15 protein-coding genes and 1 pseudogene are annotated in these 19,792 nt (G+C 36.5%); 12 read left to right on the top strand and 4 right to left on the bottom strand.

Features of this window, described 5'->3' with window-relative positions:
• Positions 1-283: 283 nt before the first annotated feature.
• Positions 284-1,172: pseudogene (locus tag H4J54_RS19190) on the bottom strand (IS110 family transposase).
• A gap of 144 nt (positions 1,173-1,316) precedes the next feature.
• Between H4J54_RS19190 and H4J54_RS19185 the strand changes: the two are divergent.
• The 6 genes from H4J54_RS19185 (at position 1,317) to H4J54_RS19160 (ending at position 7,081) form a co-directional block, all read left to right on the top strand.
• Positions 1,317-2,123 carry a hypothetical protein gene (locus H4J54_RS19185; protein WP_182192553.1) on the top strand — a complete coding sequence of 269 codons (807 nt, stop codon included), beginning with the start codon at positions 1,317-1,319 and terminating at the stop codon, positions 2,121-2,123.
• A gap of 136 nt (positions 2,124-2,259) precedes the next feature.
• Positions 2,260-3,852, top strand: a complete 1,593-nt coding sequence (locus H4J54_RS19180) for an oleate hydratase (protein WP_182192552.1) — start codon at positions 2,260-2,262, stop codon at positions 3,850-3,852.
• 520 nt (positions 3,853-4,372) lie between these two features.
• Positions 4,373-4,924 carry a GNAT family N-acetyltransferase gene (locus H4J54_RS19175; protein WP_182192551.1) on the top strand — a complete coding sequence of 184 codons (552 nt, stop codon included), beginning with the start codon at positions 4,373-4,375 and terminating at the stop codon, positions 4,922-4,924.
• A 289-nt stretch (positions 4,925-5,213) separates the two neighbouring features.
• Positions 5,214-5,549 carry a cupin domain-containing protein gene (locus H4J54_RS19170; RefSeq protein WP_182192550.1) on the top strand — a complete coding sequence of 112 codons (336 nt, stop codon included), beginning with the start codon at positions 5,214-5,216 and terminating at the stop codon, positions 5,547-5,549.
• Between the two features lie 76 nt (positions 5,550-5,625).
• Positions 5,626-5,766: a hypothetical protein gene (locus tag H4J54_RS19165; protein WP_182192549.1), complete on the top strand. Its 141-nt coding sequence runs from the start codon at positions 5,626-5,628 to the stop codon at positions 5,764-5,766.
• A 1,075-nt stretch (positions 5,767-6,841) separates the two neighbouring features.
• Positions 6,842-7,081 (top strand): hypothetical protein, encoded by a 240-nt coding sequence (locus H4J54_RS19160; protein WP_182192548.1) that lies wholly within the window; start codon positions 6,842-6,844, stop codon positions 7,079-7,081.
• A 64-nt stretch (positions 7,082-7,145) separates the two neighbouring features.
• Here the strand turns inward: H4J54_RS19160 and H4J54_RS19155 are convergent, their stop codons facing one another.
• Positions 7,146-9,104: a methyl-accepting chemotaxis protein gene (locus H4J54_RS19155; protein WP_182192547.1), complete on the bottom strand. Its 1,959-nt coding sequence runs from the start codon at positions 9,102-9,104 to the stop codon at positions 7,146-7,148.
• A 604-nt stretch (positions 9,105-9,708) separates the two neighbouring features.
• The gene (msrA, locus tag H4J54_RS19150; RefSeq protein ID WP_182192546.1) at positions 9,709-10,302 is read right to left on the bottom strand and encodes a peptide-methionine (S)-S-oxide reductase MsrA; all 594 of its coding nucleotides are present in this window, start codon (positions 10,300-10,302) and stop codon (positions 9,709-9,711) included.
• 467 nt (positions 10,303-10,769) lie between these two features.
• Between msrA and H4J54_RS19145 the strand changes: the two genes are divergently transcribed.
• From H4J54_RS19145 to H4J54_RS19120, 6 genes are all read left to right on the top strand, one after another.
• Positions 10,770-11,060 (top strand): YkgJ family cysteine cluster protein, encoded by a 291-nt coding sequence (locus tag H4J54_RS19145; RefSeq protein WP_182192545.1) that lies wholly within the window; start codon positions 10,770-10,772, stop codon positions 11,058-11,060.
• Between the two features lie 368 nt (positions 11,061-11,428).
• Entirely contained in the window at positions 11,429-11,968 is a 540-nt protein-coding gene (locus tag H4J54_RS19140; RefSeq protein WP_182192544.1) for an isochorismatase family protein, read from the top strand.
• 426 nt (positions 11,969-12,394) lie between these two features.
• Positions 12,395-13,666, top strand: a complete 1,272-nt coding sequence (locus tag H4J54_RS19135) for an O-acetylhomoserine aminocarboxypropyltransferase/cysteine synthase family protein (protein WP_182192543.1) — start codon at positions 12,395-12,397, stop codon at positions 13,664-13,666.
• Positions 13,667-14,520: 854 nt separating this feature from the next.
• Positions 14,521-14,895, top strand: coding sequence for a hypothetical protein (locus tag H4J54_RS19130; RefSeq protein ID WP_182192542.1), 375 nt, complete (start codon positions 14,521-14,523; stop codon positions 14,893-14,895).
• Between the two features lie 486 nt (positions 14,896-15,381).
• The gene (locus H4J54_RS19125; protein WP_182192541.1) at positions 15,382-15,909 is read left to right on the top strand and encodes a hypothetical protein; all 528 of its coding nucleotides are present in this window, start codon (positions 15,382-15,384) and stop codon (positions 15,907-15,909) included.
• Positions 15,910-16,171: 262 nt separating this feature from the next.
• Positions 16,172-17,992 carry an acyl-CoA dehydrogenase C-terminal domain-containing protein gene (locus H4J54_RS19120; protein ID WP_182192540.1) on the top strand — a complete coding sequence of 607 codons (1,821 nt, stop codon included), beginning with the start codon at positions 16,172-16,174 and terminating at the stop codon, positions 17,990-17,992.
• Positions 17,993-18,333: 341 nt separating this feature from the next.
• On the opposite strand, the gene H4J54_RS19115 is transcribed toward H4J54_RS19120, so the two are convergent.
• Positions 18,334-19,386: an aldo/keto reductase gene (locus H4J54_RS19115; RefSeq protein ID WP_182192539.1), complete on the bottom strand. Its 1,053-nt coding sequence runs from the start codon at positions 19,384-19,386 to the stop codon at positions 18,334-18,336.
• Positions 19,387-19,792 lie beyond the last annotated feature (406 nt).

The following is a 19,792-nucleotide window of genomic DNA, read 5'->3' as shown; positions in this document are numbered from 1 at the left end:
CAATCTCACTAATTATCTGATCATTTTTACTGGTTAAAATAACCCACTACTGCGTTATTTATTTAATAATTAGAACAACTAGTTATTAAAATAAATGCCTTATATTTGGCCATTTTTCCTGCGTATAAAGTAGACCACCTAATTAATGAAATTGGTATCATTCGTTAGACCACCTTTTATGGTCTCCCGATTAAACAGGCTTTCTTACTCTCGGTCTGACCGTGTTATCGTCAATTACTAATGCATAGACTCGGTGGAGTTAACCTTTTTATTTCATAAAATGTTATTTTACATAATCAACCTGATATGCTTTTTCTGAGTGCAACAGTGCCCAAATTAAGCGGGAATTTTTCGCGTCCAGTGCTACTGTTTCTCGTTTAAATCCTTGTCGTTTAACAAGATATTTTACCCAGATACGGGTACAGTCAGTTTATTTACAGTCAGCAATAACGCCTCGTGTGCCATGAATGAGTGAGGTACGAATATACTTTTCGCCTCGTTTGCTAATGCGAGCTAACCGAACAACGCCACCTTTAGTGTATTGCCTTGGTACTAAACCTATCCATGCTACAAATGAGCGACTGGTGTCAAAGTGCTTAGCATCATTAACGCTTGCCACCATCGCTGTTGCGGGATTTCACCAATATCAGCAATGTTCATCATACGTTTAGGATCTTTCATTTGATTAGCTAAGGCATAGAGCTTTCTGTCGTATTTGAGTGTTTCTTTGTTTAAAATTTTAATGCTTTGCCATAAATCATTGAGTAATTCACACGCAAGGAAGAGTAAATTATTTTCACCATCCTCTAAAATACTACCAATGGCCTTTTGTATAGGGTAACTATCTTTGGTCATGATGATGCCAAATGCTGACAATAAGCCTCACAGATGGCGTCAGCGTCATTCTTCTGATTTTTCGATAGGGAATAACAAATGTTGAGGCTATCTATGATACGGACATCAAGACCGAGCTTGGTAAATTCTCTTACCCAGTAATGTGCACCCGAGCAGGCTTTCTTGCCAATAATACAGGGTGGTAATTTATCTATCTCGGCTAACCGATTGTTTTTATGTTTTTTTTTACGATATTTTCACTTCTCATGTTCCTCAGTGCCATGAATACTAAAAATTAACTTGGCTAAATCGATGCCAACGACTTTAATTAAGAACATATGGACTCTCCTTTATTGAATGTTTTTTAACACCTCTCAATATGGCACATAGATGCCGATTAGTGGGGGGAAGTCCATATCATTAGTTAGGCATTAGATCTGACCATGAAAGTGGACATCTCACTAAAAAGAACAGGAGTCAAAATGAAAATCGGAGATTTTATTAGCAAGGTGGGCATCCCACTTATTTCGGTGTTAACCGCATCCATGGTGGCCTGGCTAAACTACAGTGTCAATGAAAGAGACCAGAAGATTCAGGCGGAGTTGAGTGCAATCAACGCGCAGGTGACCTTGAATAAGGAGGAACGTGATGAGCGCGAAAGTAATCAGGATTTTAACCTTAAAATCTACGAGATTGTTACCCAATCATTAGAAGAACAAAATGCCAAAAAGCAGGAGGCCGCCCAGGCCTTTGTGGTGGTCATGGTGGACGAGCCTTTAAGGTCCTCGTTGTTGAATGTGCTGAAGCAGGGCGGGGCACCGGAGGTTAAGAAAAATATTGGTGAAATTTTACAGGCTGAGGAGAAGTTTAAATACGAAACCACTTTGGAAACCAATTCTGTTGTGACACCTGGCCCTGACAAAACAATTAAGCCGTCTTTTCAGTGGAATGATTGGGATTTCGATATTTTTTGGTGCACGGAGTCTGGTATTGCTGCGATGAAACAGGCAAATCTAATAGGAGAGCAACTGTTGGCTGAAGGTTCGAAAGGGCGTATCCGGATCAGAGAATTGCCCGAATCAATCAACGCCAAAGCGGGTTATCAAATCAGCGGATATGGTATTCGCCGGAATAATAATAAGGCCGAAAGCGACGTAGCAAACGCGCTTAAAAATCTGGCAGAAAGGGTACTCGGCAGCAATGACATAAAGACGATTTTTAGTGTCAGTGTCTCTAACCAAAATACGCCATGGTATGTGAGTTCTTTCGTGTGTCCAGTGGCAGGTTAACGGAGTCGTAGTACTAATAAATAAAGTGTAAAAATGCCTAACAAGGTCAGCCAAGCGACGCAAAAAGTGCGCGCCTGCTGATGATACTAGGCGTTAGGTGTAAACTTACAAGTAGAAATAATTTAAGGATAATCTTATGAAAACAGAAAGAAACAAAACCCTGAAAGATTCAAAAGTGTACATTATTGGTAGCGGAATTGCCGGACTTGCAAGTGCTGTTTATTTAGAAAAAGATGCTGGTGTTCCTGGTGAGAATATTTACATTTTAGAAAAAGATTCAATTCCTGGTGGAGCCACAGACGGTGCTGGCGATAAAGATAATGGATTTGTTGTACGTGGTGGAAGAATGCACGAAATGCACTTCGAATGTTATTGGGAGCTGCTTTCTCACATTCCTTCACTGGAAGATCCAAATGTTTCGGTAAGAGATGAATCTTATGATTTTAATGAACGCTTTGTTTCAAATGGACAGGCCCGTTTGTTGAAAGACGGAAAAAAATTGGATGTCTCTTCTTATGGTTTATCGTTTAAACAAAAAACAGACTTTCTTAAATTAACCTATGTTTCAGAGAGTTCACTCGGTAATCAACGAATAGAAGATTGGTTTGATCAAGCTTTTTTTGACACAACTTTTTGGTATATATGGACATCCATGTTTGCATTTCAAAAATGGAGTAGTCTTGCTGAAATGAGAAGATATATGAAAAGGTTTATCCATCTTATTGATGGTTTGCCTAGATTGGGCGGTGTAATGCGTACCAAATATAATCAATACGACTCTGTAGTAAGGCCTATGAAAAAATACCTTGAAAAAAAGGGCGTAAAATTTGAAATGGGCAAAGAAGTTGTTGATATTGATTTTAATCTATCCGCTGACAAAAAGAGTGCTACAGTGCTCCACCTTAAAGACAAAACTGAAATAGTGCTTGGCAAAAATGATTTTGTGTTTATCACCAATGGATCTATAACAGAAAGCACGGATAATGGAACTTGGGATACTCCTGCAAAATTGAAAGGCCTAGAAGAATCCGGCTCTTGGAAGCTTTGGAAAAACATAGCAAAAAAAGATAAGGCTTTCGGCAATCCGAATCCATTCTGTGACAATATTGATTTGCAAAAGTGGTACTCATTTACGGCAACAATGAAAGACAGCACATTTCTCGATTATATGGAGAACTTCTCGGGCAATGTAAATGGGACAGGCGGACTGGTTACTTTGACTGACTCCAACTGGCTGATGTCATTTGTAATAGCACGACAACCTCACTTCCCAAACCAGCCTGATGACGTTAAGATTTTTTGGGGCTATGGACTCTATCCTGATAGAAAAGGGAATTACATTGACAAAACAATGGCAGAGTGTACCGGTGCTGAAATGCTAGAAGAGCTTTACTATCATTTGAAAATTCAAGATATAATGAAACCGATTACAGAAGCCGGGCAGGTTAACTGTATCCCTGTTGCTATGCCGTTTATTGATAGTCTTTTTATGCCGAGAGAAATGGGTGATAGACCCAATGTTATTCCCCAAGACGCAACGAATTTTGCCTTTTTAGGTCAGTTTGCTGAAGCACCAAAAGATTGTGTATTTACGGTGGAATATTCTGTTCGGACAGCTCAAATGGCAGTTTATGGTTTATTTGATACGGGTAAGAAGGTACATCCAATGTACGATTCGGCACACAATCCAAAATATTTACTTGGAGCACTCAAAGCTATTAGTCGATGATAAAATGCGACTGCAACACATAACAGAGCGCTACACCAGACAGTAATTCCACGGCGCTCTATTCTGCCAGTGAACTTGACGTTATATCTCACCACTTGCTCTAGTTAATGTTTTTGTGATTTAGGTAGTTAACTTTTAGGTTTGTGCTTTTTTCTATTCGTTTTTGTGGTAGATTTAGCGGCATAGAATATTTTGTATTTTTGGTTATACAGTTTTCGCCTAAATGGATTTAGTGCACATCTCTCAACTCCCTCTAGGTTTTATAAATTCTGCTTCTGTTTTCGCTTAATCAGTTTTTGTATAAACGGCTCAAATTCACGGTTAGCAGTAAAGTGGCGATAAGTTTTTAATTCTACTCATTCCACACAACAAACTTTAATGTTTTTGGTCATTTCAGTGTTTTTCATTAAGCAACATATAACAAGTCAATAAAGCAGGACTAAAAACAGTTTGCTGTTGCTCGTACCTCGCTTTATTTGCAAAAAAATTAGCCTCTTACTGAGGTCTATGAGTACTACATTTGAGCATTAATCTTCGACCACTAAACCAAAATGACGATAACTACTCGAAGGTTATCGATCTGTATAAGAAAGCGTTTACCACCGCTCATCGTATTCCCACGTGGATCCTCAAATTTAAACTGAGAAAAGGTAAGGTAGGCTTTAACGTTCTTTATGCAGATGATACTTGGATAGGTCTCATTTATACCACTGAGTTTAAAGACATTGTATTGGTACACTTTTTAGCTATATCGGAATCTTTTCGCTCAGGTGGATATGGCGGTAAAGTAATGGATTCAATGAAAGTTATGCACTCCGGAAAAAGAATTGTACTGAACATTGAAAAACTTGATAAGCAAGAAAAAAACTTCGAACAAAGGATCAAGCGTAAAGCTTTTTATGAAAAAAACGGATTCAGTTCATCAGGTTATTTTGTGAAAGAACCAGGAGAAAAACTTGAGATGCTTATCTTTGGCGGCAGTATCAATAAAGAAGAGATAGAAGCAATGTACAAGAATCTCTTTGGTAGTATTATTGGCTTCTTACTTAGACCTAAAATAATAAATACATGATGTATCCCTTTTTTCCATGTACTCATCAGCCACTCAAGCAGGACAAATAACAGTTGGTTTTTGCTCCTGCGTCGCTTATGTTAACTAACAATTATTTGCCCCTTAATCGGGCGTTGAGGCTGTAGAATAACTAATTCAGCCAAAATCACTAAACTTTTGTGTTCCTGTATCGCGCTGTAGACGATTTACTCGATATAGGTAATGCATTTAGTACCCCTATTTTTAGGGGGAATTTATAATAAACGAGTTATTCTACAAGCTCGTTGGTATGTTTCAAGGAGTAATAGTCATGTCAGGTAAATATCCAGAGAGAATAAAAAGACTTCCACTTTATGATGGTCGATTTGATGCTTATAAACTTGAAGCCAAAGATAGTGATGTATTATTTGCATCTTATCCTGCTGGAACTTCAATACCCTCTCATACTCACGATACAGATAATCATGGAGTTATAACAAGAGGTGAATTGTTACTTACAATGAATGGTGAACTTACTAAGGTTGCAAAAGGAGACTGGTATCATGTACCCGCGAATGTAGAGCACTCAGCAAAGTTTGATATAGAAACAGATGAAGTTGAGTTTTGGTTTAAAGAAAAACATAAGCCCTTCAAGCAAGAGTTTTAACAGTTTGCTAGGTTCCGCGTCACATTTTAGTCAACAATTAAAAGACTCTTAATAGGGCGTTGGTTTAGTCCCGTATATGACTATAGAAAATGCTCAATTGTTTATCCAAAAGAGTAAGAAAATTGAAGAAAGTCCATTTTGGCATTGGATAAATCAAGAAGGTAAAAAAGAAAATGAAGGATTAGTACGACTAGCTTTATTATGCACTAAGATTTAAGAGAAGAAGATCTTGAGTCATTTTGTCTAAACTTGAGACTATTAATTCAAGATCGTGATGGTCTTTCAATTAAGGCTATGAAGATCTTTTCGAATTAATTTGACCACAAATATTCCAAACATAAAATTGAAATACATGAGGCACTAAAAAGTTACAGGCTTGTCTAAAATGTAAATCACTTGTGCAACTGGAAGGGAATAAAGTTACTAGCTATCACGATATATTTGATATTATTTTCTTTGGTGGTTTAGTTCACATAGATAAATAAAAATACTATAAATTACAATAGCTTGAGCCATCAGGGACGCTTTCATGGTTTGTGTTTAATGATTTCACATCAGCGATTACATATGATAGAAATTGTTATATGGCTATTGCTTATAATTTATTTTATTACCTTGATAGTATTGGTGAAATCAACAGTTAACAGCAAATTAAACAAGGACAAAAAACAGTTGGCTTTTGCTCCATCGTCGCTAATTTTAGCCAACTACTTTATTGCCTCTTAACGAGGTGTTAGTAGTCATTAAGGATATCTCAAATTATGGAAACTATTTCAAGCTCGGGTTCGTATTTCGTTGGCTGGGGAACTTTGGCATTAATAAACGCTGGCTTAGCTCAAGGAAAAGGTCGTAAAGGGTTAAATTGGTTCCTTATATCGTTATTACTTGGACCTATTGCCACACTACTTCTAGTCGTAATGGAAGACTTACGTACGTCTCAAAACTACTAATACCAATCTCACTCATTATCTGATCATTTTTACTGGTTAAAATTACCCACTACTGCGTTATTTATTTAATAATTAGAATCACTAGTTATTAAAATAAATGCCTATTTTGGCCATTTTTCCTGCGTCTAAAGTAGACCACCTAATTAATGAAATTGGTATAACAAGAAGATCAAACGGAAAAATACAGTTGGCTGTTTTCACTTTGTTCAACATTTTAGCCAACTATAATTTTTCCACTAATGTAAGCGTTAGTTTTTCAAAGTGTCTGGGTACTTAAAAGGATTTTAATCAACAATTTTTAGCCTCTTATTGCGGCGTTTTTTTTAAATGGTTTTGGTGAATATGAAAATCAAAATTGTATTAACATTATTTATACTATCGATGCTATTTAGCTGTAAATTAAGAGAACAAAAATACTCTCAACATATTGATACTGTTATTAATAAATTAGAAGTTGCAGCTAAAAATGGAAAAGAACACTCTAATTTAAATGACTCTAGAAGTGTTGCTTGTAAAGCTTTTATCACATACGTAAAAATAGCTTTAAACAAGATTCAGCTTTTAGTTGGCTATACCCTGTAACAAAATCTATTACAGGGTCGTATAAATAGTTAAAATATACGGGTTCGTTATTTAATACTAGGTGTTAATTATTGACTTTAAAGCGACCGACTAAATTTGTTAAATCTTTGGATAAAACAAGTAAGTCATTCGATCCATCGGCCAATGTATCAGCAGTATTAACAATACCTTTTGCCGATTGATTAATGCCACTAATATCGTCATTGATCAAGTCCGATGAATTGCACTGTTGATCTGCGGCTTGAGTAATACGTGAAATATTTTCCTTCATTTGTCCAACCAAAGAACTGATTTCGTTAAAAGATTGATTCGCTTGTTCAATTTTATCGATAGTCTGTTTCGATTGTTCGACATTCACGCCCATTTGTTGAGAAACAACACGTGTTTTATCCAGCAAGTTCATCAATACAGCATCAATTTCTTCGGTAGCGCCTCGCGAGCGTTGCGCTAATGTTCTCACTTCATCTGCGACCACAGCAAAACCTCGCCCTTGCTCACCAGCTCTCGCCGCTTCAATGGCCGCATTAAGTGCTAACAGATTAGTTTGTTCAGCAATGCTTCTGATAACATCTAATATTTTAGTAATATTCTCACTTTCCAGTTCAAGTGACTTCATCGATTGAGATGATTCACTTAACGATTTATTTAACGAACTCACTTCACTTACCGTGACAGAAATTAACGAAATTCCCTTCTTTGAGTACTCTTCAGTTTTCATAATAGTCGTTGAACTTTCTTGGCAGTCGTTTGATGTTTGATGTGCGATATCTGTCATTGTTGCGATAAGGTTATTGACATTATCTATTGATTGTTCTTGTTTATGGCTGACTGCTTTTACATCAGCGATTTGCATACCCGATTCATTAGCTGCCACATTTAATGTTGATGCACAGGTTTTAATATCCACAACAAGCTGATGAATCGAGTCTAAGAATTGATTAAACCATTGAGCCAATTCACTGACTTCATCTTGACCAATAATTTCTAGTCGCTTAGTTAAGTTTCCATCACCTTGTGCAATATCACGCAACCCTTCAGCCACACGGTTAATGGGTTGAACAATACGATTGGCTAACCAAAATCCTATGGCAATAAATAATGTCACCATGATAAAGGCAATCAGGGTAATTGTCTGACTCATATTATATGCAGGCGCTAAAATTTCATCGCTATGGATGACGCCAACAAAACGCCACTTTAATTCTTTTGAATAATAACTGGCAACATCAACATCTTCACCTAAATGCTCTGTAGAAAAATGATCTTGATTTGGACTTTTTTGTAATATGGAAAATAATGATGATGAAAGATCTTTAATATTTTTGAAATTATTCTCTGGTGTTTTGGCATCAGCTAGTACGGTTCCTGACTCATCAATAAGAATGAGGTAGCCGCTTTCACCTAGTTTTGTATTACTCAATATATCCGTTAATGTTGAAAGGGTAACATCTAGACCTTGTACGCCTATGATGTCGCCTTGCTTATTTTTGACCACTAACGCAGAAGTTACTACAGGTTTTCCTATGACATCTTGATAGGCTTCAGTAATAATTGGAGCGTTGGGAGAGGCTAGTGCCTGTTTATACCAAGGGCGTTGTCTTGGATCATAACCTCCAAGCACTTCTAATGGATATTGAACAAAGCCACCTTCTTTGGTGCCTGTGTATACGTAAAGTAAATCAGGGTGTGATGAACCAAACTCTTCATACAGCTTATATAAATTTAATTCTTCGACAGAATCATTTTTTGGCTCCATCATATGATCAGAGTCAATATAAGTATGAGTATTATCAGGAAGTTGGGCTGTCAACTTATTTTGAGCTAAAAATATTACGTTAGCTTTGATTTGTTGAAAGAAGAGTTGAAAGCCGTTGTCTACTTGTCTTAACTCATCTTGAGTGCGCTCCACAAAGCTGGTTGAAGACTTAGAGATCGTCATTGATATACTGACAATAGCAATAGCAATAATAGGTAAAATAACCGTAGCGGCAAAGCTCAACGTTAGTTTAGAGCGAATATTCATAAAAAGTCATTAAATGATCGTAAATGTAACCATAATATAACTGAGAGTGACGCTAAGACCAAGACCCTTTTTTACAGGAATTTTTTTATATCGATTCAACAGCTTAAATTCATGGTTAGCAATTAAATGGCGATCGGTTTTTTAAATTTACTCATTTCAGTTCAGAACCTTTAACGTATTTGGTGACCCAAGTGTTTGCCATACAAACTACTCAAGAAGGACAAATAACAGTTTGTGGTTTTCGTACTTCAACATATTAGCAAAAAATTTTTAACTCCTTAGTGAGGCAATAGGCAAATGCCAACATTAAACAGAGTATATTTAAGTTAAGAAAATAATAAACACTTGGCTGTTTTTATTTCATTCAACATTTTAGCCAACTATTTTATGGTTGTTTAGTAAGGTATTGTGCATTCAGGGTGACTGGGAAATAGGAAGTGACTATGAAAGAATCAGATTGGAAAACATTCACTAAGCTCAAGGATAAGGCAATTGAAAAATTGACTAATATTAACTCGTAAATATTAGTCATGTCTGTTGAGGCTAAGCCTTCGCCGTGCTGTAAGTCATACTTTTGCTAGTATGTTCAGCAAGATCATATTTATTAACCATGAGTCGCTCTATCACCCCAAATCTCTTTTAAACGTTGATCTCGACCACAGCGCCAACGATAAGCGTTATATCGTATTGGGCTATTTTTATAAAAATCTTGATGGTAGCTTTCATTACCTTTAATAGGATAAAAAGTACTAGCGGTTAATATAGGTGTAACAACGGTTTGATTAGGAAACTCTGCTATTACTGCTTTTTTTGATTGTTCAGCTAATGTTCTTTCTTGCTTGTTAGCAACAAAAATGGCACTTAGGTAGCTTGGCCCTTTATCACAAAATTGACCTCTTGCATCAAAAGGGTCAATATTTACCCAATAGTGATCTAATATATCTTGGTAGCTCACTTTTTCTGGATCGTAGGTTATTTCTACTGCTTCATAATGGCCTCGATGATCACCTTGATAAGTTGGATTTTTTATCTTACCGCCAGTAAAGCCTGAGACAACATCTGTAACGCCAGGTAATTTTTCAAAATCTGATTCCATACACCAGAAACAACCACCTGCTAAAATTGCTTTATCTGCGTTGGCTAATGATGCATAAAAAAGCACCGAAATTGATAAAACTAATCCTAATATTTTTTTCATAAAAATCTCGCATCGATGTGGTGAATGAATAAATAGTTATGTAGATATAATTACAGACCTGCTTTTAATAAAAATCATTTCACTTATGAATAAATTCAATAGGCGCAATAGCGATGAGCTTTGAAGTAAAGGTTGCCAACACGTTGAATAATTTTTGTATTTATCTCCCCTAGTGCTTCATCGCTATCACGAGAGGTTTTCAATAGAGCAGTAGATAAATTAGCCAGTAAACACCGACAAGCCGGTATGCAATTTTTGGCGTATGTTGTACTGGTTTTAGTAGTGAGTATTGTGTATTTTAAAGTAGCTTAACCACTCAAACATAAAAATATAATGGGCTGTTCTCACTCAACACGACATTTTAACGAACTATTTTATTAGCTATTATTTGAGCCTTGGTATTATTAGCTCGAGAACCCTATCACTATAGCGTATCCTGTGGGCTGTTGAGCTTATTATTGTTGTTTATGAATATTAAAGTAAAGAATTTGCCGGTGTCTGAAATCTTATGTTCAAACTGTCAGGCATGTTGTTGTAGTTTAGAAGTTAGAATTATTTCAGATACTGGTGTGCCACATCACCATATATATGTTGATGCGTATGGGCATGAATCAATGCGGCGCTTAGATGATGGTAAATGTTCAGCCCTTAATCGAGATACATTAATGTGTTCAATCTATGAAAACAGACCATGGGTTTGTCGTGAATTTGAGATGGGCTCAGATGAATGTATAGATGAAAGAAATGAGAAGCTGTAGTATTTATTAATATCAGAACAGTTAACCTTTCACGCCAAAGATACTTTTTTAAAAGGACAAAACATCGCTTTTGGCCTTTCTTCCTTATTCCTCCAGTGAGCTGAAAACAATAGCATTAATCTTAATAAGGCCTTGCGTTGGATATTTTATCTAAAAAGGTGGATTTTCAGGCTCCTTTTGTTACTTTTAAATGCTGTTATTTATAATTTTATGAATGGGTTAGCGGTTAATTCTACACCTATTTTATCTTGAAAAATGTTGCTTTTAATTCGATATTACTAACATGAGTATTATACTTAATGATTGTGAATCATTTTATTGGTTTCAAATTCTTAGTGCGATAAGGTTTCAGTTTAAGGTGGAGTTGTATGTTAAAAAAAGAGAGTACAGGACTTATTGTTATTGATGTTCAGGGTAAACTTGCCCGCATGGTTTATGATAGTGAGGAGCTAGTTGCTAATTGTGGCAAGCTGATTAAAGGTGCACAGGCACTTGGTTTACCCATTATTTGGCTTGAACAAAATCCGGCAAAACTTGGTGCTACAGTTGCTGAACTTAGCGCTTTATTAGCCGAGCAAACGCCAACGCTTAAGTTTACTTTTGATGCCTGTGAAACGCCTTTGTTTATCGAGCAAGTTAAAGCCGCTAATATTGATAACTGGCTTGTTTGTGGTATTGAAGCCCATATTTGTGTTTATCAAACAGCGCTACACTTACAACAGTTGGGCTACAAGGTGCAACTCGTTAGTGATTGTGTGGCTTCACGTACACTAGCCAATAAACACTTAGCAATAAATAAACTTGATAATCGAGGTATAGCTATTTCAGGCTTAGAAATGTGCTTATATGAACTTGTTAAAGATTGTCGTGCTGATGAGTTTAAAGAGATTTTAGCTTTAATTAGATAAGTGAATTTGAACCAAGAACAACTTGTTGTTGCTATTAAAAAATCAAAAATCAAAAATTCAAAATGAAAAGTAAGCACCAGTTCTAACGAATTACTTTTCATTATTACAGCCGGTTAATTCTGAGTATTAGCGCTAGATAATAGCATTTATAACTGGCCTATAGCTTTACTGCTTTTAAGTACACACAGTCATAAGAAACTTTACTGTGTGTACTCCTGCTAGTCTGCGTCAGTAGATAACTTCATAAGATAAAAAAATTACAATATTGTTAACTTATTTTGTAGCTATACAGTAAGGATTACTTTAAATTATTTAAGGTAATCAATATAAATATACTGTTAAATAGTTATTGTCCAACTTGATTCAGGCCATACCAAGTCGTTAATTTAATTAGCATAAAATATTATTTCAGAGGAAAGAATTAGCATGAAACTAGAATCTATTGCCTTACATGAAGGCTATAAATCAGAAGCAACAACCAAGTCTGCCGCCGTGCCTATTTACCAAACAACTTCTTATACTTTTGATAATACGCAGCATGGGGCCGATTTATTTGACTTAAAAGTGCCTGGCAATATTTATACCCGCATTATGAATCCAACCACAGATGTGTTGGAAAAACGTATTGCTGCAATGGAAGGAGGCATTGGCGCTTTATGTGTTGCTTCTGGCATGGCGGCTATTACTTACGCGGTTCAATGCCTTTGTGAAGTGGGCGATAATATCGTTAGTACAAGTGAGTTGTATGGCGGTACGTACAACTTTTTTGCTCATTCGTTGCCCAGACAAGGTGTTGAGGCTAGGATGATTTCACATGACGATTTTGCAGCCTTTGACAAAGCTATCGACGAAAAAACTAAAGCAGTATTTTGCGAATCTATTGGTAATCCGGCAGGCAATATAGTTGATATTACTCGTTTGGCAGAAATAGCACACAAACATGGTGTGCCATTGATTGTTGATAACACAGTTGCTACGCCCTATTTATGCCGACCTTTTGAGTTAGGTGCTGATATTGTTGTACATTCGCTGACTAAATATATTGCCGGTCATGGTACTTCGATTGGTGGTGTGATTGTAGATTCAGGAAAATTTGATTGGGTGGCAAACAAAGCGCGTTTCCCGGTCATGAATGAACCTGATCCTTCGTATCATAACGTTGTTTACACTGAAGCTATGGGTGCTGCTGCTTATATTGGCCGTTGTCGCGTAGTGCCGTTAAGAAATACTGGCGCGGCGTTATCACCAATGAATGCTTTTCAAATTTTACAAGGGCTTGAAACTCTTGGTTTGCGTATGGACCGTCATTGCGAAAATGCGGAAAAACTTGCCACCTACCTGCAACAACATAAAAAAGTTAAATGGGTCAACTATGCGGCATTGCCTGATAGTCCTTACTTTAATAGCTGTAAAAAAATTACTAATGGTAAAGCCTCAGGTATTTTGAGTTTTGGGGTTGAAGGGGGCATTGAAGCCTGTGCACGTTTTATTGACGCACTTGAAATGATTTTACGGCTGGTCAATATTGGTGATGCAAAATCATTGGCCTGTCATCCAGCGTCAACTACGCACAGACAGTTGAATGAACAAGAATTAGCCTCAGCGGGTGTTAGTGCTGATTTGATCCGAATTTCTGTTGGTATTGAGCACATCGACGATATTATTGCTGATGTTAGTCAAGCGTTAGAAAAGGCATAAACAAAGCTTACTTGCCCTTGAAAGAGGGCATAGTTGTATTTTTGCTGCGCGTTTTTAACATATGATGGCCTTCAAAAGTCTGAATGTTGCTTAACAAATGCTGTGATAAAACTAAAAATCAACAAGTAATTTAGCTTTATCGCTAGCTTATGAAAATACAAAGTCAGCTTTCTTACTTTAATATATTACTGTAAAAGGCTTTAAAACTAGCACCTTATCTATTTGTTGTACCTACACTTTAGCTAATGTTTTAAATTATTGTGCTTTTATAATAAGCTCAGACTTACATTTTTAAAGCGAATGAGTTAAAACTATGGTCTACTTTGACAATATGCTGTGAGTTATTTTTACTTATCTAGGCTTTACTCAGTTATAAAGCCTCTTGAATAGGCCTTAGTAAAAGGATAATTGTCTTGAATATCAATATAACATTTGTGGGTGAATTAATATTTTACTCAATGTTTATCGTAGGTGCTTTAAGTTATTACTTAGGTAAACGTAAAACGTCGAACCCTAAGATAGCGACATTAATAGGTGTAGCCTTGTGTATTACTCCGCCTCTGAACTTAGTGTACTTAATTGTTTTAACGCTAAAAAACGACATAGTTGTCAATAAAAATCTTAAAACTACCATATAATGTCAAAATTTCAGAGCAGACTACTAATAACGGCCAGTTAACTTTTTAGCTCTTTAACGGGTAAGTTCAACGCACGTTATATTGTGTTTCTGTCGCTTTTATTTTGATGGCATTTAGGACTTTTTTATCAATTAGGTCATCAATTTTAGTTATTAATAGCGCCATTAATAAGGTTATTAAGTTTAATAGGGAAATGACATGAAACAGGGAAATAACATGAAACTGACTTTTATTATTACTGTTTTAGCGATTGCGGGTTGCTCTTCAGTGCGACTAAATTCTAATGTTGATACTTACCTCGTCAATCAAATAGAAAATCATATGCGTAATAATGCGGTTAAAAGATATACCTACAATGAAGTATGGAAATTAGGCGCAGCGCAGGTCGGCTACGTTGAGTCAGACTATTGCCAACTAGACTTTAGGGATCACAAGCTTGACCAAAATACATTAATTTCATCGTTAGAGATTAAAACTCAAAAGTTGGGTGGTAATGCTTTAGTGTTTGATTCGTGCTTAGTCAATAGCAATATGGCTAGCTGCCATATTTATACAAAATGTAAGGGGATGGCGTACAATATTTCTTATTAATTCACATCTTATTAATTTAACACCATAAAAATCTCTGGTAATAAAAGTTACCATGCTTGTTATTATACCTTTCATTATACCGGTGCAGTTCCCCCCCTCTAGCTTGTAAGTTTAGCTTTAGTCCGTCAAGTTAGCGGCATAAGTTCTACTCTTCAGTTAAGCTTATCGCTTGAAACTTTTTTACTGATTCAATTGTGTTGAGGCTTACGGTTAGTCGTATCTAGATTATATGACTTATTGTCAACAGCAGTGCTAAAACCAATAGATATAGGGCAAACGGCGTTAATTACAATATTTGAGCAATAGACCTTTGGTGTTAATGTCTTAAGGATTAATTAATTTGACATACGCTTGCTTTGAGTAGCGTATAATACCAATCTCATTAATTATCTGATCATTTTTACTGCGTATAAAGTAGACCAGCTAATTAATGAAATTGGTATGATTTTTCACGTTCTCAAAATTTTATAAATGTATTAGGTAAATATGACAGATAAAAAACTGATAAGTATTTTAAATACCTCAGCTAACCAAGAAGTTTTTTTTGGCCCACAAGGCTTCAAGCAGGTAGCAAGTCAAAACGAATTAAATGAGGCACAGCTTGGCTTTGGCATGAGTGAATTAGGTCAAGCGGCAACCAGTGATGACTTATCCGGCGAAAAAAAAGGCTGTTGGCAAACCTCATGGCAGGTTTTTGCCCGAGATACCGAATTAGGTGATCCGTATTTTGTTGACACCAATCAAGCCGAATTACCCGTTTATACTGGATTTTTAGCTGAAGCAGGTTGGGAAGTAGAGTTAGTAGCAACGAGTTTAGTGAGTTATATCGCTTGTATGCAGTTGCTGTTTGATCATGGTCAACAAACCCAAGCACAATTTTTTCCAGACCCCAGTAGTGTTGTTGATGAAGCCATATTGCAGCGGTTACAGCAACAATTGATTGAAATTTCGGGTGGTCAGCAATTTTGGCAACTGTTTATGCAATGTTACCTTGATTGGCTTATTGAAGATTAGAAAATTCATTTGATTTTTTGTTCGCAATATACTTTTTACTCACTATAACTTTAATTATTACTTATTTATTGTATCAAACCATATGTTGCACAATGTGATTTTTATCTATAACTATATGTTTTAAATGTTTTATGTTGTAATTATGCTGTTTATCCTAGTAAAAGACAAAATAGTGGTATGACCAGTGGTCGGATCTGTGTATACTCGATATCACTTGTGCAGTAATGCAAAAAATTATTATTAAAAGTGTTAGGAGTTAAGCATGCTAAGTTATAAAGCACCGATAGCAGACATCAAATTTTTGTTTGAAGATGTATTTAAGTATTATGATCATTACAAAAAGTATCCTGAATTTGAAGAAGCAACGCCTGATTTGGTCGATGCTATCTTAGAAGAGTGTGCAAAATTTAGTGAAAATGAACTGCTACCTATTAACCAAAGCGGTGATGAAGAAGGTTGTACCTTTGATAATGGTGTTGTAACAACGCCTAAAGGTTTTAAAGAAGCTTACCAGAAATTTGTTGAAGGTGGTTGGCCTAGTTTGTCACATGCTGTTGAGCACGGTGGCCAGGGCTTACCTTCATCATTAGGCATGGTAATGTCTGAATTGATGGGCACAGCTAACTGGTCTTGGGCCATGTATCCGGGCTTGAGTCATGGTGCGATGAATACTATTGATACTCATGGTACTGATGAGCAAAAAGCATTATACCTATCACGGCTTATTGAAGGGTCGTGGACCGGCACTATGTGTTTAACTGAACCGCAATGTGGTACAGATTTAGGCCAAGTTAAAACCAAAGCTGAGCCAAATGGTGATGGTACCTATAAGCTTACCGGCACTAAGATTTTTATCTCAGCCGGTGAACATGACTTAACCGATAATATTATTCATATTGTATTAGCAAGAGTACCGGGTGCGCCTGCAGGTACTAAGGGTATTTCACTCTTTATTGTGCCTAAAATGCAAACGGATGAACAAGGCGTTATTGGTGAGTTCAATCATGTTTCTTGTGGCTCTATAGAACATAAAATGGGTATTAAAGGCTCATCAACAGCAGTACTTAATTTTGATAATGCCAAAGGGGTGTTAATTGGCCCTGAAAATAAAGGCTTAGAATGTATGTTCACCTTTATGAATACCGCACGTGTTGGTACGGCATTACAAGGTGTTTGTGCCGCTGAATTGGCTTACCAGAACTCATTGATTTACGCGAAAGAGCGTTTGTCTATGCGTTCATTAACCGGTACAAAACATGCTGATAAAGTCGCTGATCCTATTATTTGTCATCCTGACGTACGCAAAATGCTAATGACCCAAAAAGCGATTAGTGAAGGCGGCCGTGCGATGATTTATTACACCGCAAAAATTGTTGATGATATAGATAATGCTAAAACTGAAGAAGATCGTAAAAAAGCCGATAATCGTTTAGGTTTTATCACACCCATTTTAAAAGCTTTTTTAACTGAATTAGGTTCAGAAAGTGCCAATCATGGTCTGCAAATCTTTGGTGGTCATGGTTTCATTAAAGAATGGGGCATGGAACAAATTGTGCGTGACACACGTATTGCAACACTTTATGAAGGCACAACTGGTATTCAAGCGCTAGATTTATTAGGCCGTAAAGTACTGATGACACGTGGAAAATCGTTAAATGCCTTTGCTAAAGAAATACTGACCTTCTGTAAAGATCACAGCATGATATCGAGCAATCCACATAAACGTCAAATGAACAAGTTTATCTGGCCGTTAAGTACATCGGTAGCGAAATGGCAACAATATACTATTCGCTTAGGCCTTAAAGCTAAAAAAGATCGTGATGTTATTGGTTCTGCTTCAGTAGACTTTTTAATGTACTCAGGTTACATCGTTATGGCTTATTTTTGGGCTCAAATGGCGCAAGCTGCGTATGAAAAATTAGCGACTGATGTTGAAAACAGAGATTTTTATCGTGCAAAAATTAAAACTGCTGAATTTTACTTTGAACGCTTATTACCACGTACTAAGTCATTAGCGGTAACTATGATGGCTGATCCTAAAACCTTAATGCAGTTAGATGAAGAGTTATTATCTTTCTTATAAGCAATGAGTTTTAGTTATATTTTTGCTGAAATTTTTGTCTAGGTTTTTATGTGAAATTTAACCTAGATAATAAAATAAAAAGGCCATATTTCATGAGGAATATGGCCTTTTTTGATTCTGTCAGCAAAGGTCAGTTTTGTTGTAAATCTTTTATTTTGTAGTGTATCTGCCTAGGCACTTTAGAGGTTTGTATGGTTTTTTCTATTTGGTATAGCTAAAGTCCGTGATTGAAAAACACACAAAGCTGCTGCGAAAATTAACCCAGCAGCTAAAACTTATTCTTCTTTACTATGCCTGGCTTTAACAATGCTAAAGTCAGGCATAGCTAAATATATGTTTGGCTAAAACGGTGATGGAAACCGTTGTAATACCTGCTTAATATCTTCAAGCACATCAGTGGTTAGTGGTTGCTTAAAAGCCTCAATGTTTTCTGTCAATTGTTGCATATTGGTTGCGCCAATAATGGTTGAAGTTACCCCATGTACTTGCTTACACCAAGCTAAAGCCAAATGGGCTGGCGAAATATGATGTTTTTTGGCAATGTCGACGTAGGCCTGCACCGCGGCTGCCGTATTTGCTGTATCTCTAAAAAGACCATTGCGTTGCATAAAGGTAAAGCGACTACCTGCTGGGCGTTGACCATTGAGGTATTTACCGGTCAGTAACCCTGTTGCCAGTGGCGACCAAGGTAAATAGGCGATATCTTCATGGAGACAATTTTCAATTAAATACGGCCAATCTTTTGTATGTAACAAACTAAATTCATTTTGTATTGATACCATACGCGGCAAGTTATGCTCAGCACTTAAACGTAAGTACTGGTTAATGCCCCAAGGTGTATCATCTGATAGTCCGCAATAACGAATTTTACCCGCTTTAACGCAACTATCTAAGCCTTGTAATATGTCTAACATTTCTTCATTTTGTTGTTCAACATTAACCTGTGGATAGTTAATGTCATTTGGCCAGTGCCGACCAAAGTGTGGAGACTGACGGTTAGGCCAGTGTAACTGGTAAAGATCGATATAATCGGTTTGTAAGCGTTTTAATGAGCTTTCAACGGCAGCAATAACACTGGCACCTGATATATTACTGCCATCACGAATGTAGGAGAATCCGGGACCGGCAATTTTTGATGCTAAAACAATGTTTTTGCGACGTGATGGATTAGCACCCAGCCAATGGCCAATTATTTCTTCAGTTTTGCCATAAGTTTCTGCACTAGGTGGTACGGCGTACATTTCAGCCGTATCAACAAAGTTGATACCTTGTGATTGAGCATAATCGAGTTGGGCATTAGCATCGCTTTGATTATTTTGTAATCCCCAGGTCATACTGCCTAAACAAATAGGTGACACCTCTAATGAGCTACTGCCTAATCGAACATATTTCATTTTGTTAACCTTTTATACTTTGTTTAATTATCGAATGCTAAATGCAAAATTTATATTGCTGTGTCAGGGTTAAAATTTAATATTAAAAGTCAGTTTATGGCACAAGCTCAAGGGACAACTGTTAATAAAGGCTTGTGCCAGTATGGCTATTTTCAATGGCTAATATTACCCATACTAGATTATCAATACTAGATTAAATCATCGGCAGGAGGCTAGTATAAATAGTCGCAAAAAATTTCTGGCACACCATACTGGCACTTAATGTGTTGATGTTTTTTACGTAGTTAATTCAGACAAGCTTCACTATTTAGCGTTTCAACTTCATCAGTTAAGTTATACCAATTTCACTAATTATCTGATCATTTTTACGGGTTAAAATAACCCACTACTGCGTTATTTATTTAAT

The organism is Colwellia sp. MB3u-8 (assembly GCF_014076985.1).
Taxonomy (GTDB): Bacteria; Pseudomonadota; Gammaproteobacteria; order Enterobacterales; family Alteromonadaceae; genus Cognaticolwellia.
This window is presented reverse-complemented; position numbering and strand designations above follow the sequence as displayed.